General features: G+C 70.4%; 16 protein-coding genes. 9 read left to right on the forward strand and 7 right to left on the reverse strand.

What is annotated here, in order from left to right; all coding sequences use genetic code 11:
- Nucleotides 1-117: 117 nt before the first annotated feature.
- The 3 genes from ACTVAJ_RS16740 to ACTVAJ_RS16750 form a co-directional block, all read right to left on the reverse strand.
- Nucleotides 118-549: a hypothetical protein gene (locus ACTVAJ_RS16740; RefSeq protein ID WP_470389095.1), complete on the reverse strand. Its 432-nt coding sequence runs from the start codon at nt 547-549 to the stop codon at nt 118-120.
- Nucleotides 546-866 carry a hypothetical protein gene (locus tag ACTVAJ_RS16745; RefSeq protein ID WP_470389096.1) on the reverse strand — a complete coding sequence of 107 codons (321 nt, stop codon included), beginning with the start codon at nt 864-866 and terminating at the stop codon, nt 546-548. Before ACTVAJ_RS16745 ends, ACTVAJ_RS16740 begins: the two co-directional genes overlap by 4 nt.
- A gap of 533 nt (nt 867-1,399) precedes the next feature.
- Complete coding sequence (locus ACTVAJ_RS16750; RefSeq protein WP_470389097.1) at nt 1,400-2,179, reverse strand: GntR family transcriptional regulator; 780 nt, start codon at nt 2,177-2,179, stop codon at nt 1,400-1,402.
- Between the two features lie 24 nt (nt 2,180-2,203).
- Between ACTVAJ_RS16750 and ACTVAJ_RS16755 the strand changes: the two genes are divergently transcribed.
- The 6 genes from ACTVAJ_RS16755 (at nt 2,204) to ACTVAJ_RS16780 (ending at nt 6,351) form a co-directional block, all read left to right on the forward strand.
- Entirely contained in the window at nt 2,204-2,665 is a 462-nt protein-coding gene (locus ACTVAJ_RS16755) for an NUDIX hydrolase (RefSeq protein WP_470389183.1), read from the forward strand.
- Nucleotides 2,666-2,676: 11 nt separating this feature from the next.
- The gene (locus ACTVAJ_RS16760; protein ID WP_470389098.1) at nt 2,677-3,228 is read left to right on the forward strand and encodes a flavoprotein; all 552 of its coding nucleotides are present in this window, start codon (nt 2,677-2,679) and stop codon (nt 3,226-3,228) included.
- Nucleotides 3,229-3,589: 361 nt separating this feature from the next.
- A complete protein-coding gene (locus ACTVAJ_RS16765; protein WP_470389099.1) occupies nt 3,590-4,594 on the forward strand; it encodes an HNH endonuclease in 1,005 nt (334 codons plus the stop codon).
- 270 nt (nt 4,595-4,864) lie between these two features.
- Nucleotides 4,865-5,287, forward strand: a complete 423-nt coding sequence (locus ACTVAJ_RS16770) for a hypothetical protein (protein ID WP_470389100.1) — start codon at nt 4,865-4,867, stop codon at nt 5,285-5,287.
- Nucleotides 5,288-5,488: 201 nt separating this feature from the next.
- Nucleotides 5,489-5,965 carry a hypothetical protein gene (locus ACTVAJ_RS16775; RefSeq protein ID WP_470389101.1) on the forward strand — a complete coding sequence of 159 codons (477 nt, stop codon included), beginning with the start codon at nt 5,489-5,491 and terminating at the stop codon, nt 5,963-5,965.
- Nucleotides 5,965-6,351 carry a thiol-disulfide oxidoreductase DCC family protein gene (locus ACTVAJ_RS16780; RefSeq protein ID WP_470389102.1) on the forward strand — a complete coding sequence of 129 codons (387 nt, stop codon included), beginning with the start codon at nt 5,965-5,967 and terminating at the stop codon, nt 6,349-6,351. Before ACTVAJ_RS16775 ends, ACTVAJ_RS16780 begins: the two co-directional genes overlap by 1 nt.
- A gap of 2 nt (nt 6,352-6,353) precedes the next feature.
- Here the strand turns inward: ACTVAJ_RS16780 and ACTVAJ_RS16785 are convergent, their stop codons facing one another.
- From ACTVAJ_RS16785 to ACTVAJ_RS16800, 4 genes are all read right to left on the reverse strand, one after another.
- A complete protein-coding gene (locus tag ACTVAJ_RS16785; protein WP_470389103.1) occupies nt 6,354-6,911 on the reverse strand; it encodes a PadR family transcriptional regulator in 558 nt (185 codons plus the stop codon).
- A gap of 20 nt (nt 6,912-6,931) precedes the next feature.
- Nucleotides 6,932-8,947 carry an NADPH-dependent 2,4-dienoyl-CoA reductase gene (locus ACTVAJ_RS16790; protein WP_470389104.1) on the reverse strand — a complete coding sequence of 672 codons (2,016 nt, stop codon included), beginning with the start codon at nt 8,945-8,947 and terminating at the stop codon, nt 6,932-6,934.
- Nucleotides 8,948-9,065: 118 nt separating this feature from the next.
- Nucleotides 9,066-9,992, reverse strand: a complete 927-nt coding sequence (locus tag ACTVAJ_RS16795; protein ID WP_470389105.1) for a PaaX family transcriptional regulator C-terminal domain-containing protein — start codon at nt 9,990-9,992, stop codon at nt 9,066-9,068.
- Nucleotides 9,989-10,645 carry a GNAT family N-acetyltransferase gene (locus ACTVAJ_RS16800; protein ID WP_470389106.1) on the reverse strand — a complete coding sequence of 219 codons (657 nt, stop codon included), beginning with the start codon at nt 10,643-10,645 and terminating at the stop codon, nt 9,989-9,991. Before ACTVAJ_RS16800 ends, ACTVAJ_RS16795 begins: the two co-directional genes overlap by 4 nt.
- Before the next feature lie 109 nt (nt 10,646-10,754).
- Between ACTVAJ_RS16800 and ACTVAJ_RS16805 the strand changes: the two genes are divergently transcribed.
- The 3 genes from ACTVAJ_RS16805 to ACTVAJ_RS16815 all read left to right on the forward strand — a co-directional run bounded on the left by ACTVAJ_RS16805 (nt 10,755) and on the right by ACTVAJ_RS16815 (nt 13,854).
- A complete protein-coding gene (locus ACTVAJ_RS16805; protein WP_470389107.1) occupies nt 10,755-11,807 on the forward strand; it encodes an alpha/beta hydrolase family protein in 1,053 nt (350 codons plus the stop codon).
- Nucleotides 11,804-13,024 (forward strand): DUF418 domain-containing protein, encoded by a 1,221-nt coding sequence (locus tag ACTVAJ_RS16810; RefSeq protein ID WP_470389108.1) that lies wholly within the window; start codon nt 11,804-11,806, stop codon nt 13,022-13,024. Before ACTVAJ_RS16805 ends, ACTVAJ_RS16810 begins: the two co-directional genes overlap by 4 nt.
- A gap of 197 nt (nt 13,025-13,221) precedes the next feature.
- Complete coding sequence (locus ACTVAJ_RS16815; RefSeq protein ID WP_470389109.1) at nt 13,222-13,854, forward strand: MarC family protein; 633 nt, start codon at nt 13,222-13,224, stop codon at nt 13,852-13,854.
- The last annotated feature ends 33 nt before the right edge of the window (nt 13,855-13,887 follow it).

Here is a 13,887-nt window from a genome sequence, read left to right on the forward strand (position 1 = left end):
AGGAGGCCAGCGGAAACGGCGGTAAGTCCGTGATGGGACACGTCGCCGTGGAGGGAGGAGCCGCACGCCCCGGGTGCGCGAAGTGGATGACAGAGAGGCGTCCGGGGCGTGCGGGGTCTAGAAGGGCCTCCAGTTGAGACAGCGCTGAACCGTGTACACGCGGAGGTTGGTGACCGTGGCGCCACAGACGTCGCGGCGTTCCTCCTCCACCTGCGCACGGGCGACGAGGGCGACGCTGTTGGCCAGGTCCTCACCGCTGGCTGATATCACCGGGGGGACGACCCGCCGAACGTGGTTACAGGTCGAGCCCTTCACGTTGTGCCACATGCCGACCACGAACGTTCGACGAAGGCGGCGAAGGGCCTCCACCGGGGGGAGCTCGAAGCGCACCTGGCGGACCAATCGGCTACCGTCCGGGGACTCCGCTACGGCCTCGTAGGTGATTGAGTCCCATTCCTCGGAGGCCACACGCACTCGCACGCCCCGGGCGCGAGCCCACGCGTCGAGGCTGTCCCGGTCGTTGAGCATGACGGGTTGGTTCTCGGTCATGACCGCCCCACACCCATCGCGACCGCCGTGCGCACCAGGTCACGCAGCTCAGCCATGTCATCGAAGGCGGGAGCGGGTCGCGCCATCCGGATCAGCAGTTCGATCCCTCGCTGGTCCCGTTCGCGGCGAGCGGTTCGCTCGCGTTCCCAGTGCGTGTAGTAGGGGCGAGGGAGCACGTAGGCCCGGGGATCTCCACCGTCCATGACGATGGGTTCCGGAGCGGGCAGCAGCTCCGCCCGGGGCGGTGTGGGTGCCTCGAACGGCCGGGGCCCGGTCCGGTGGTGCCTGCCGCGTTGCTTCGGTTGGATCAGAGTCACCAGCGCCCGAATCAGGGCGATAAGGTCTCTCACGTCAGCCTGCCTCAATCAGGTTGTCCGCGCCCCCGGATGCCTAGCCCGCGTCGCGGGGGTCTGCTGTCTGTGAGCGGTCGTGATCGTGGCCGCGAGTCCATCCGGCCGTGATCCTTCGCGCGTGAGCCTCAAGAACTCGTTCCGGTCCCCCGGCAAGCCGTGCAGGACACGACACGCGTCGCCGGTTCTCGCGTAGTCGAAGAGCGGACCACGACCAGGCGACGAGAGCGGACGGTCTTACGTCCGCGCCCGCGACAGGACTTGCACCGCTTCGAAGCTGAGACGGCGACGGCATCCACGAAGCACGCTCCCGGGGGACTGGAGGTGCGCTGGGTTGTCGAACCACAAGCGCACCGCTCAAACGAACCCTGCCAACTCATATACATGAGACGATCACATGCGCTCATGTATATGAGTTGTGGTGTACAGGTTGCCTCACTCATGTACATGAGTCAACCCTGTGGAGCCAACAAGCCTGTCTACCTCGGACGTTCCGGGCCTCAGTCTGTGGCAGGTATGCGGTAGTCGAGCACGAACTGATCAGCCGCCATGATCGTGTCGCACACCTCCACCACACGCCCAGCCGTGGTGACGGCATTCCGCGTCAGGTGGATGATCGGAGAGCCGGGACTCAGGCTCAACGCGCTCGCCTCCTGCTTGGTGGCCAGACGCGCCCGCACGGTCTCGGTGTACTCGGCGAACTCGTGCCCGTGCTCTTCCAGCCGGGCGTAGATGCCACCGCCGCCGGGGTTCTCCTCGAAGAGTTCGGGGATGTCCCGCGCCACGTCCCACGGCAGGTAGGACGTCGCCTCCTCAGTGGGGTTGCCGTCGCTGAAGTAGAGACGACGGCGGGCAAGGACCTTGTCGCCCTCGTTCACGGCCAGGCGCTCCGCGATCTCGGCGGGAGCGGCGACGGGTCCGATGGAGAGGACCTGAACCGTGGGCTTCACCCCGGCTTGTTCGGTCTCGGCGATGTAGGCCGCCTTGCCCGCACGGCGGTGCGAGCGCCGGAACCGGTCCGAGGACTTGCGCGTGACGGGAGGCCGGGACTTCACGAAGGAGCCCTTGCCCTGGAAGGTCTCCACCAGGCCCGTCGCGCGAAGCTGGGCGATCGCCTTGCGGACCGTGCCAGAGGAGACGCTGTAGCGCTCCATCAGGGCGGTCTCGCTCGGGATCTCCTCAGCAGGAGCCAGACGACCAACCTTGATCTGCTCTTCGATGTCGTCCGCGATCTGGAGATACCGGGGCTTCGCCGACTTCGCCCCTACAGTGCTCGCCATAGTCCTTCTGTGCCTCCTATGCTCATGTACATGAGTAACAGCATCGGAGACAAGCCGTCAACGCCGCTGCATTCCGTGTCCGTCGCAGGGGCCGTCATCCGTGAGGACGGACGCATGTTGGCGATCCAGCGCAGGGACAACGGCACCTGGGAGCCACCAGGCGGAGTCCTGGAGTTGGAGGAGACCCCAGAAGAGGGGGTTGTCCGCGAGGTGCTGGAGGAGACCGGTATCCGCGTCGAGGTGGAACGACTCACGGGCGTCTACAAGAACATGGCCCGCGGAATCGTCGCCCTCGTCTTCCGATGCAAGCCGTCCGGGGGCGAAGCACGCGTCACCCCCGAGGCGACCGCCGTCGAATGGCTCACGCCCGACGAGGTCGAAAAGCACATGGGTGAGGTCTACGCCGTGCGACTTCTGGACGCAGCCACCCTGGGAGTTCCACACGTCCGACATCATGACGGCGTGCATCTCAGCTCACCGAGGTAGGAGCCAAAATCTTGAGCGAACTCCGCACTCTCTACGCGGTTGTATGCGCTGCTGGACCGGCCTCGGACATCGGGATCCTTGTTGGCTTGGCACAAGAACGGGGTTGGACCGTTCAGGTGATGGCAACCCCAGCGGCGATTAATTTCATTGACGTTGAGGCACTGGAGAAACAGACCGGACGGCCGGTGCGGAGCCAGCACCGTGCGCCGGGAGACCCCCGCTCTCCTAAAGCGGATGCCATCATCATCGCCCCGGCCACATTCAACACCATCAACAAGTTGGCTAACGGTATCGCCGACAACTACGTCTTGGATGTGGTGAACGAGGCGATAGGTCTTGGAGTGCCAACCGTAATCCTGCCCTTCGTTAACTCCGCCTACGCTGCCCGTGCCCCGTTCCGTCGGAGCGTGGAACAGCTACGTGACGAAGGGGTTCCTGTCCTCCTCGGTCCAGGCGCGTTCGAACCACACGAGGCAGGTACTGGGGCCGCTCTGTACAGCGGTTTTCCATGGCAGCTCGCTCTGGACCACGTCGAGAAGCTCACGACCGCGTTGCCGAATTGAGCTGTATGGGATCAAGGCGACGGCGCGAGCGCCGTCGCGGCGGCTCGCCGCCCGGCTCGGGCTGCGGGCTGCCGCCCGGTCCCGAGCCACGCGGCGGCCGATTCGGGGGCGAAGCGCCGGGGCTGATCTGACAGCGCCAGTCATGGTCTCGGGGCACAGCCGTGGTTGCTGGTGTGTTCGGATCCCGAGGCACCCGACAGCGGAATGCGTCTGTCTCGGGTTGCCCGTTCCGGCGCTGTCGAGCACCTCGGACCGAAACCGTGGTGACCCGAGCGCGAACCTCAGGGGCTTCCGGCCGCGGCGGAGGAGGGAACCGACACGTCCGCCCGTACGTGTCCCCAGTCGCTTCTAGGCTTGCGTCATGAGTCTGGCGGACATCACACGGGACGCGGTTCTCAAGGCGATCGCCGAGTACGACGAACTCGGCCAGGACGTCTTCCTCGACACCTACGGGTTCGAGCCCGCACGCTCCTACAAGCTGCTCCACGAGGACAGGGAGTACGACTCCAAGGCCATCTGCGGGGTCGCCCACAAGCACGTCAGCGGTCACGCCCTCCGCGCCTCGGACTTCTCCGGTGGCGAGGCCACTGTCGGTAGAAAACTGCGCTCACTCGGCTTCACCGTTCGTACCGGCCGCAACCCCAACTGGGCCTGGGACGAACTGGTACTGGCATGCGACCTCCTGGCCAAGCACGGGTGGAAGACGTTGGACACCTCCAGGAGTGAGGTGGTCGCGCTGTCCGAACTCCTTCAGCTGCTTCCCCTGCACCCGCCCGAGGAGCGTCCGCCGGACTTCCGGAGCCCGGCCAGCGTCCGTCTGAAGATGGCCAACATCCTCAACTGGCACCCGTCACGCACGACGAAGAGAACCAACGGTGGCGCCCTGGACCGCAGGGTCGTCGAGGAGTTCCTCGAAGACCCCCAGCGCATGCACGCTGCGGCCGAGAGCATCCGCACGGGCACTCTCTCCGGCGAACTCGCCGACCTCCCCGTGTTCGAGGAGGAAGAAGCGGACGAGGAGATCAGCGCGCCGGAGGGCCGCCTGCTCGTCCGTAAGCACTACGCCCGCGAACGCAACCGCAAGCTCCGCACACAGAAGATCGCCCGGACCCGAGCCCAGGGTCTACCCGTCGCCTGCGAGGCGTGCGGTTTCGACTTCGCCAGGACCTACGGTGCCCGCGGAGCCGACTACATCGAGGTCCACCACGTCGTCCCGCTGCACCACATCGGGGAGAGCCGGACCCGCCTCCAGGACCTCGCACTGTTGTGCGCCAACTGCCACCGGATGATCCACGTGTCCAAGCCCTGGCTGACCGTCGACCAGCTCCGTACCCTCATCAGAGAGCAGCACCAGCCCCGGGTCTGAACGCGCCGCGGACACCCGTGTCCGATGCACATTCAGTGCACATGGCGTCCGGAGGGCACAGGGAACCGTGGGAACCGTCAGGAGTTCCGTCCCAGGTCAGAGGCAGTTTCCGAGTCCGCGCCGCTGGCCGCTCCCACGCCCCGGTAGGCCAACCCTTCGAGGGTTCAAATCCCTCCTCCACCGCCACCAGCCGTCCCCGGCAGCGCCGGGGGCGGCTTTTTTCGTTCCTTCTTCCTGGTCGAGTCGCGTCAGGATGCCAAGGCTTGGGGCATGCGCGTGTGGAACCTGCTGCGGGTCGCCCCGTTCGTCGTCGGGATTTGCGCCTGGTGGGCGGGACACCTCGGATGGGGGCTGGTCCTGGGCGCTCTTGCCGGGTTCTCCGTACTGGAGCTGACGTGGCTGAGGGACAGGCGGCTCTGGTGGAGGACCCGTTCGCCTGTGCACGGCCTGGGGGTCTACCGGGCTCCGATCGGGAGACCGAGCCGGACCCACCTGCTTCTTCCCGGAGGCGGCATCGTCGCCCGCCTTCTCACCGGATCGCTGTTGTGGACTCTGGACGACCCCAGGTGGCGGGTCTTCGCGTGTCTCCTTCCCCTCTTCGTGTGGCACCTGGTTCGCGGCACACAGGAGTACCGGTTCGCGAGGCGTGCGTACGGGGAGGGTGTGGCCGGCGGTTCCGGAACCGGGCGGTGATGGGGCCGGCGGGCGGTCCGCGGACGCCCCGGGAAGTCGGGGGCCGGGTCTCCCAGGCAGGCGGGGCGCTCCGCCGACTTTCGGCGATGGGGCACCGACGTCAGTCGATGCCGGGATCTCCGTCCCGTGGCGGATGCGGTCGTCCGACACCTCGGGAAGCGTGGACCGTGTCCCCTCGCCGTTCGGAAGGAACGAACCCCCATGGACAGACTGTTGTCCCGGCTCGACGCGGTACACGCTCGCGCGCGGCGGGTCCGGTGGCTGCACCACCACACCTGGTGCGTCCGGATCCTGCTGGCGGTCGGCTTCCTCCCCTCCGGTTTCCGGAAGGTGGTGAACGAGCCGTTCACCCGGGAGGAGTCGCTCGGTGACGTCTACGTCATGTTCACCTCGCTGCACCAGGACTTCGGTGCCCTGTACGTCGTGATCGGGATCTGCCAGATGACCGCGGCGGTGCTGCTGCTCGTCCCGCGCACGGCCGCGCTCGGAGCCGTCGTGTACCTGCCGGTCATCACCGGGATCGTCGTACTGACCACCTCCATCGACTTCGGAGCCGGAACACCGACCATCACGTCCCTGATGCTCCTCGGCGTGGTCTACCTCGTGTGCTGGGACTGGCACCGGATCCGGCCGATCATCGGACCGGCGCGCCTCCGCGAGACCGGGGCGGTGCGCTGATGGGCGCGGAACGGCCGCTGCTGGTCTATGACGGGGACTGCGGCTTCTGCGCCCGGTCGGTGGCGGTCGCCCTGCGGCTGCCCGTGCGGTTCACCGCCCGTCCGTGGCAGACGGTGGACCTGGCGGCCCTCGGCACCACACCCGAGCGCGCGACGCGTGAGGCGCTGTGGGTGGCGGAGTCAGGGGAGGTCCACGGCGGCGCGGACGCCTTCGCCGAGTTGTTGCGGAGCTGTCGGGGCCCGTGGCGGATCGCGGGCGCCGTGACGGCGCTGCCGGGTGTGCGGTCGTCGGTCCGCGCGGTGTACCGGTGGGTCGCCGAGCACCGCTACCGGCTCCCGGGCTCGACCGCGGCCTGCCGCCTTCCTCCACGCGACGCGCGTCCCTGAGGTCAGTTCCGGGCTTCCGCGGTCCCCCCGAGCCCCTCCAGCTCGCCGATCGCCTCGTCCAGCCAGGTGACCCAGAAGGTCTCCATGTCGATACCGGCCCGGAGCACGAGGCGCTGCACCCGGTCCCGGTCCGTGCCCCGCTCCCGGGCCGCGTCGCGCTTCCCGATCTCCTGGTACTCCTCCAGCTGGGCGGCGTGCAGGGCGCGGTGGCGGCGCAGCTCCCCGGTGAGTCCCCCGATCCCCACGACCCCCGCCGCGCGCAGTCGCAGCGGCAGGGGGTCGCGGAGCGGTCGGGGGTCCTCCGACTCCCCCACCCAGCGCTCCAGCTCGGCGCGGCCGGTCGGCAGCACCTCGTAGGCCTTCCTCTTGCCCCGGGCGGGGGTCTCGGACGGCAGTTCCCGGATGAGCCCCGCCCTCTCCAGTTTCCCCAGCTCACGGTAGATCTGCTGGTGGGTCGCGGACCAGAAGTAGCCGATCGACCGGTCGAACCGGCGGGTCAGCTCCGACCCGGAGGACGGCTTCTCCAGCAGGGCGGTGAGGATCGCGTGGGGCAGGGACATGAGCGCATTCTAGGTTCGGGTCACAGGGCGGCGGCCAGCTCCGTGCCCTGCTTGATGGCGCGCTTGGCGTCCAGCTCGGCGGCCACGTCGGCTCCGCCGATCAGATGCACCTCGCGCCCGGCGGCGGTCAGTTCGTCGGCGAGGTCGCGGCGCGGGTCCTGGCCCGCGCACACCACGACGGTGTCCACGTCGAGCACGCGGCTCTCACCGTCCACGGTCAGGTGGAGGCCGTCGTCGTCGACGCGGTCGTAGGTGGCGCCCGCGACCATCTCCACGCCCCGGTGGCGCAGTTCCAGGCGGTGGATCCAGCCGGTGGTCTTGCCGAGCCCGGCACCGACCTTGCTGGTCTTGCGCTGGATCAGGTGGACGGTGCGCGGCGGGGCGGGCCGCTTCGGCTCGGTGAGGCCGCCCGGTGTGGTGTGGTCGGTGTCCACGCCCCACTGCCGGAAGAACTCGTCGGGGTCCAGGCTGGCCTTCTCGCCGCCGTCGGTGAGGAACTCCGCGACGTCGAAGCCGATGCCGCCCGCGCCGATGACCGCGACGCGCTCGCCGACGGCGGCCCCGCCCCTGAGGACGTCGACGTAGCTGACCACCTTGGGGTGGTCGACACCGGGGATCCCGGGGGCGCGGGGCGTGACACCGGTGGCGAGGACGACCTCGTCGTAGCCGTCGAGGTCGGCCGCGGTGACCCGGGTCCTGAGCCGCACGTCCACGCCGTGCTTGTCGAGCTGGACGCGGTAGTAGCGGAGGGTCTCGTCGAACTCCTCCTTGCCGGGCACCCGGCGGGCCATGTTGAGCTGGCCGCCGATCTCGCTGGCCGCGTCGAAGAGGGTGACGGTGTGCCCGCGCTCGGCGGCGGAGACGGAGAAGGCGAGCCCGGCGGGCCCAGCGCCGACCACGGCCACGTTCTTGCGGGTGCGGGTGGGGGAGAGGACCAGTTCGGTCTCGTGGCAGGCACGGGGGTTCACGAGGCAGGAGGTGATCTTGAGGCTGAAGGTGTGGTCCAGGCAGGCCTGGTTGCAGCCGATGCAGGTGTTGATCTCCTCGGGGGCGCCCGCCTCGGCCTTGTTGACGAAGTCGGGGTCGGCGAGGAGGGGGCGGGCGAGGGAGACCATGTCCGCGTGGCCTTCGGAGAGGATCTCCTCGGCGACGGCGGGGGTGTTGATCCGGTTGACGGCGACCAGGGGGACGGACACCTCGCCCATGAGCTTGCGGGTCACCCAGCTGTAGGCGCCGCGCGGGACGGAGGTGGCGATGGTGGGGATGCGCGCCTCGTGCCAGCCGATACCGGTGTTGATGATGGTCGCCCCGGCCTCCTCGATCGCCTTGGCGAGCCGGACGACCTCGTCGAACGTGGATCCGCCGGGCACGAGGTCGAGCATGGACAGGCGGTAGACCACCACGAAGTCGGGGCCGACGCGCTCGCGGACGCGGCGGACGATCTCCACGGGAAAGCGCATGCGGTTCTCGTAGGAGCCGCCCCAGCGGTCCTCGCGCCTGTTGGTGGCGGACGCGATGAACTGGTTGATGAGGTAGCCCTCGGAGCCCATGACCTCGACACCGTCGTATCCGGCTCTTCGGGCGAGCTCGGCGGCCCGGGCGAAGTCGTCGATGGTGCGCTCGACGTCCTCGTCGGTCAGCTCGCGCGGGGTGAAGGGGCTGATGGGTGCCTGGATCGCGCTGGGCGCGACGGAGTCCTCGCTGAACGCGTAGCGGCCGGTGTGCAGGATCTGCATGGCGATCCGGCCGCCCTCGCGGTGGACGGCGTCGGTGATCACCCGGTGCTCGTCGGCCTCCGCCTCGGTGGTGAGCTTGGCGGCGCCCTTGAAGGTGACGCCCTCCTCGTTGGGCGCGATGCCGCCGGTGACGATCAGGCCGACACCGCCGCGGGCGCGCTCGGCGTAGAAGGCGGCCATCCGCTCGAAGCCGCCCTCGACCTCCTCCAGGCCCACGTGCATGGATCCCATGATCACGCGGTTGGGCAGGGTGGTGAAGCCCAGGTCCAGTGGTTCCAGCAGGTGCGGGTACTCGCTCATGTGGTCTCCTCGCGCGGTGCTTCGCGGGCCGGTGTCCGGCCGACCCGAACCTCATTATGCAACAAGTTGCAAAATGAGTGGAGGCGAGCCCCCCGAACGAGCGCGGGTGCCGCGCTGGTCAGACGGAACGGTGTTCGCCGCGGTCCCGCCCGGGCTCGTCCGTCACGCCCTCGTACAGGGAGAACAGGCGCGGTCCGGAGGGGGAGGCGCCGTCCGCGCCGTCGGCCTCGGCGAGCGCCGACCAGCACGCCGAGGCGAGTCGGCGTGACTCGGTTCCCTCCCAGGGCTGGGGGAGCAGTTCCGGCGGCAGGAGGGGGTCGGGTTCCATGGCCTCGGTGAAGGCCGCGGCCAGGCGCACGGCCATGCTCAGCCGCTCGGGGCCGGCGATCTCCTCCGGCGCGTCGATCCGGTCGAGGTAGACGCGCGCGAGGCCCGACAGGCGGGAGTGCCGGTCCGCGATCTCGTCGAGCGGCCACAGGGCGGCGGCCAGGGCCGGCGGGTCGCCGACCCCGCCGACGTGGAGGTCGGTGCTCGTGAGCCGGGTGAGCGCGTCGCCGACACCGAGCTCGTCCGCCCGTGCCCCGACCAGGGCGGCGATCGGGTTGGCGCTGACGTACAGGCCGCCCTGGACGGGTGCGGCGCCCAGGTGCAGGAGCGTGTCCCGCAGGGAGTCCCGGGCGGTCCGCCGGGACTCGGGGACGGCGAAGGCGAAGAGGTGCCAGACGCCGTCCCAGGGCGCGGTCCCGTGGTCCTGGCGGTAGGCGTGGCGGACGTGGGCGGCGTCGGGGGCGAGGGAGCCGGTGGCGTCGGGCGCGGCCCGCAGGAGCGCCCTGCGTCCGCGGCCCTCGTGGGTGAAGCGGCCCTCCGCGACGAGGCGTTTGATGCAGAGGCGGACCTGCTGGTCGGTCATGCCCAGCAGTCCGGCGACCGCGTAGAGCTCGCCCGCGTCGACGGTCCCGTCCCCGCGTACCAGCGCGTGGACGAGCAGGCGGGTCGGGATCGCGGGCCAGTCGGCGTCCCCCGGCGTTCCGGTCGTGGTGTTCACGGTGTGGTCCTGTCGTCGGTGTCCCCGGCCGGTGCGACGGTCCGGTGCATGGTGGTGACGGCTCCGAACCCCATGACGCGGCGCAGGTACGGGGTTCGTTCGGTGCGGACGGCGCGGAAGCCGTGCCGTTCGTACAGGGCTCGGGCGCCCGGGTTGACGTCGACGACGTCGAGCCGGACGCGGTGCCGGGCGTGGTCGGCCGCCACGGCCGCGACCTCGCGCAGGAGCAGGCTACCGATGCCCCTTCCGCGGTGCCGGGGGTCGACGGCGATGCCGTCCATCACCAGTTCGCCGGGTTCTGGGTGTCGTTCCACCAGTGCGAGGAGGGCCAGCCGAGGCAGGCCGCGCAGCGGCCCGTAGGCGGACAGCACGTCGCCCGCGCCGCCGCCGACCAGGCCGCGGCCGCCGAGCTGGTATCCGACCGCCCCCACCGTCTCGCCGTCGATGACGGCCACGATGCCCCGGTCGTGGTTCAGGTGGTCCGCGAGGAAGGCCCGGGCCCTGTCGGGTGGGTTCAGCGCCGCCCCGAGTTTGCGTCCGAACGCCTCCCAGTACAGGGCGGCCACCCGCTCCTCATCCCCGACGGGAACCCCACGGCACACCCGTGCGCCGCCGGGGGAGGCCGGTTCTCCCCTCCGTGCCGCTGCGCCCATCTCCGCCCCTCCGCCTCGGTGTGGTCCTTCGGTCGGGCTTGCGCCGCCGAGCCTCATACTATCATGATGAGAACGTTCGTTTTTATTTTGATAGTTTTGGAGATGAGGCATGCGACGACGCAACGCGTCGCCCCTGCGGCGTTTACCGGTGTGGGCCGTGGCCCTTGTGCTGCTCGTGGGAACGGGGCTGGGCGCGGTCGTGACCTGGCGGAACACCTACGCTCTGCGGGAGGAGCGCGTCACGGTGCGGCACGGGGGACAGGAGCTCGACGGGGTGCTCGCCCGGCCCGAATCAGGGGAGGGGCCGTTCGGGCTCGTCGTCTTCGTCCACGGGGACGGACCCGTCGACGCCACGCACGACACCTTCTACCGGCCGCTCTGGGAGGCGTTCGGGCGGGCCGGATACGCGTCGCTCTCGTTGAGCAAGCCCGGGGTCGGCGACTCCGGGGGCGACTGGCTGGACCAGAGCATGGACGACCGCGCGGAGGAGACCCTCGCCGCCGTGTCCTGGGGGCGTGCGCGCCCGGACATCGACGACAGCCGGATCGGCCTGTGGGGGGCCAGCCAGGCCGGATGGGTGCTGCCCAAGGTCACGGCTCGGGAGGGGGACCTCGACTTCGTCATCGCCGTCTCCCCGGCCGTGGACTGGCAGCGGCAGGGGCGCTACAACCTGATGGCGGAGTTGCGGGAGACGAACGCGACACCGGAGGAGACACGGGAGGCGCTGCGCCGCCGGGAGACGACCCTGCGCCTGCTCCGGGAGGGAGCGGACTTCGAGCGGTACCGGCAGGCGGTCGGCGGCCCCCAGGCCATGAGCGCCGAGCGGTGGAGGTTCGTGAGCAGGAACTTCCGTTCCGACGCGAGCGCCGACCTGCGCTCCATGAGCGGCACCCCCACGCTGCTGGTCCTCGCCGGACACGATCTGAACGTCGACGTCGCGGACACGGAGGCCACCTACCGAAGGCTGCTGCCGCCGGACAGCCTGACCGTCCGCCACTACCCGGACGCCACCCACGCGTTGCTCAGGGACGACCTGGAGGGCGAGCCCGTTCCCCTCGTGCTGACCGCGCTCCTGGCCCCGCGCCAGTTGTTCGCCCCCGGATTCCTCGACGACCAGCGCCGGTTCCTCGAGGGTGTGTCCGGCGGGGAGGCGCCCGCATGACCGACGCGACCGCACCCCGGACGGACCGTACGCCCGGGCGACTCCTCCATGTCGACGCCCTACGCGGGTTCGCGCTCCTGGGCGTCCTCGTCGTCAACATCGGTTACCTGGCCTCCGCCCACCACGGCGGCGGCGTGGTGGACCCCGCCTTCCGCGCACCGTCGGACCATGCGGTCCGCGCGTTCACGGCGGTGTTCTTCGAGGCCAAGTTCTTCCTCCTGTTCTCCTTCCTGTTCGGCTACAGCTTCACGCTGCAACTGGCCTCCGCCGAGCGGCGCGGGGTCGGCTTCGTTCCGCGGTTCCTCCGCCGCCTGAGCGGTCTGTTCGTCCTCGGAGCCGCGCACGCGGTGCTGCTCTTCCCCGGTGACATCCTCACCACCTACGCCGTGCTCGGCCTCGTCCTCCTCACCGCCCGACGGCTCCGGCCCCCGGCGGCCGCGTCCGTCGCCGTCGTGGTCCTGGGCGTCGTCGGAGCCGCGTACGCCCTGCTCTCCCTCGCCCTCACGCTCCAAGGTGAGGGCGGAGCCGCGGTGGACCCCGGAGCGATTCCGGCGGCGGAGGCGGCCACCGAGGCACTGCGCGGCGATCCCGGTTCGGTCGTCTCCGCCCACCTGAGCCAACTCCCCGACGTCCTGTTCCTGCTCGCCTTCTTCCAGGCCCCCTCCGCGCTGGCCGCGTTCCTGCTCGGCCTCGCCGCGGGACGGCGCGGCGTCCTGACGGAGCCCCTCGAGCACGGTCGGACGCTCGTCCGCCTGCAGTGGGTCGGCTTCACCGTGGGTCTGCCGGGCGGCCTCGTGTACGCCCACGCGTCCCTCGCCCACCCGGGCGGCGCCTACCAGGTCCTCGCGCTGGGGATCGACGTCATCACCGCTCCGCTCCTGGCCGCGGCCTACGCCGCGACCGCCCTGCGCCTGTTCTCGGGGCGGTACGGCGCGGCGCTGACCGGGGTGTTCGCGCCGCCCGGGCGCATGGCGCTCACCCACTACCTCGGCCAGTCCCTCGTCTGCGCCCTGCTCTTCACCGGGTACGGAGCCGCCCTGGTGGGGCGTGTCCCACCGCTGGCGACCGCGGCGGTCGCGCTCGTGCTGTTCGCCGCGCAGGCCGCGCTGAGCCGCTGGTGGCTGCGGCGCTGTGCCTACGGCCCCGTGGAGTGGCTGCTGCGGGTCTGGACCACCCTGGCCGGGCAGCCGTTGCGCCGCGAACGCGTGGCCGGGTGAGCGCGCCGCCGTCCTGGGATGGGCGGTCCCACGGCACCGTCGCGTGTCGTGCGTGACCGCACCCGTCGGGCCTGGCACGGTGGAGCCACCCGGCCGCGACCGGAGTCCGCCCGACCCCGTGGGCGGTGGTCCCGCCACCGCGCCCCCGCGCCCCCGGGTCCCGGGAACCGGCCCGAACCACAGCGGTGGGAGGCAGTATGGGCGCACTCGAACTGACGGTGCAGGCGATCGTCGCCGTCGCGGTCCTGCTCGACCCGGTCACCCGCGCCATCTTCTTCCGCGTCCTCACGGAGGACGAGCCCGAGCGCCGGCGGGAGTACGTCCGCCGCATCATGCTGACCGTCGCGGTCACCCTGGGCGGCGCGGCGCTCGTCGGTCGCGAACTGCTCGACCTCGTCGGTATCAATCTCGGTGCGTTCGGTGTCGCGGGCGGGCTGGTGCTCGCCCTGATGGGGTTCGAGATGCTCTTCGGGGGGCAGGCCTCCCGCGCGCAGGGCGGGGCCTCCGCCCATGAGGAGCCGGTACGGCGGTCGGCCGAGGACTCGATCATCGTGCCCTACGCCATCCCCTTCATGGCGGGCCCGGGCGCCATCACCACGGTGATCGTCATCGCCTCCACGGGAAGCGGGTGGACGGGCACCGTCGCCGCGCTCATCGCCGTGGCCGTCTCGGTGGCCCTGATCCCCGTGGGGCACCTGTTCCTCGTCAACAGGATGAACATGTCTCCGCCGACCATGGCCATCGTGACGCGGTTCGGCGGGCTCTTCGTCGCGACCATCGGTGTCCAGCTCATGCTCAGCGGGGTCTCGACGTACTTCGGCGTCGCCTGAGCCCGTTCCGGTGGCCGTGGGCGGGGCACCGCG

It is taken from the genome of Nocardiopsis sp. KDC1DS13DA1 (genome assembly GCF_055632325.1).

What these genes read in the sequence shown, in the direction of transcription:
- ACTVAJ_RS16810 (WP_470389108.1), top strand. Translation starts at nt 11,804, where the DNA reads ATGACCGACGCGACCGCACCCCGGACGGACCGTACGCCCGGGCGACTC.
- ACTVAJ_RS16815 (WP_470389109.1), top strand. Translation starts at nt 13,222, where the DNA reads ATGGGCGCACTCGAACTGACGGTGCAGGCGATCGTCGCCGTCGCGGTC.
- ACTVAJ_RS16765 (WP_470389099.1), top strand. Translation starts at nt 3,590, where the DNA reads ATGAGTCTGGCGGACATCACACGGGACGCGGTTCTCAAGGCGATCGCC.
- ACTVAJ_RS16755 (WP_470389183.1), top strand. Translation starts at nt 2,204, where the DNA reads ATGTACATGAGTAACAGCATCGGAGACAAGCCGTCAACGCCGCTGCAT.
- ACTVAJ_RS16790 (WP_470389104.1), bottom strand. Translation starts at nt 8,947, where the DNA reads ATGAGCGAGTACCCGCACCTGCTGGAACCACTGGACCTGGGCTTCACC.
- ACTVAJ_RS16770 (WP_470389100.1), top strand. Translation starts at nt 4,865, where the DNA reads ATGCGCGTGTGGAACCTGCTGCGGGTCGCCCCGTTCGTCGTCGGGATT.
- ACTVAJ_RS16805 (WP_470389107.1), top strand. Translation starts at nt 10,755, where the DNA reads ATGCGACGACGCAACGCGTCGCCCCTGCGGCGTTTACCGGTGTGGGCC.
- ACTVAJ_RS16780 (WP_470389102.1), top strand. Translation starts at nt 5,965, where the DNA reads ATGGGCGCGGAACGGCCGCTGCTGGTCTATGACGGGGACTGCGGCTTC.
- ACTVAJ_RS16785 (WP_470389103.1), bottom strand. Translation starts at nt 6,911, where the DNA reads ATGTCCCTGCCCCACGCGATCCTCACCGCCCTGCTGGAGAAGCCGTCC.
- ACTVAJ_RS16800 (WP_470389106.1), bottom strand. Translation starts at nt 10,645, where the DNA reads ATGGGCGCAGCGGCACGGAGGGGAGAACCGGCCTCCCCCGGCGGCGCA.
- ACTVAJ_RS16775 (WP_470389101.1), top strand. Translation starts at nt 5,489, where the DNA reads ATGGACAGACTGTTGTCCCGGCTCGACGCGGTACACGCTCGCGCGCGG.
- ACTVAJ_RS16750 (WP_470389097.1), bottom strand. Translation starts at nt 2,179, where the DNA reads ATGGCGAGCACTGTAGGGGCGAAGTCGGCGAAGCCCCGGTATCTCCAG.
- ACTVAJ_RS16740 (WP_470389095.1), bottom strand. Translation starts at nt 549, where the DNA reads ATGACCGAGAACCAACCCGTCATGCTCAACGACCGGGACAGCCTCGAC.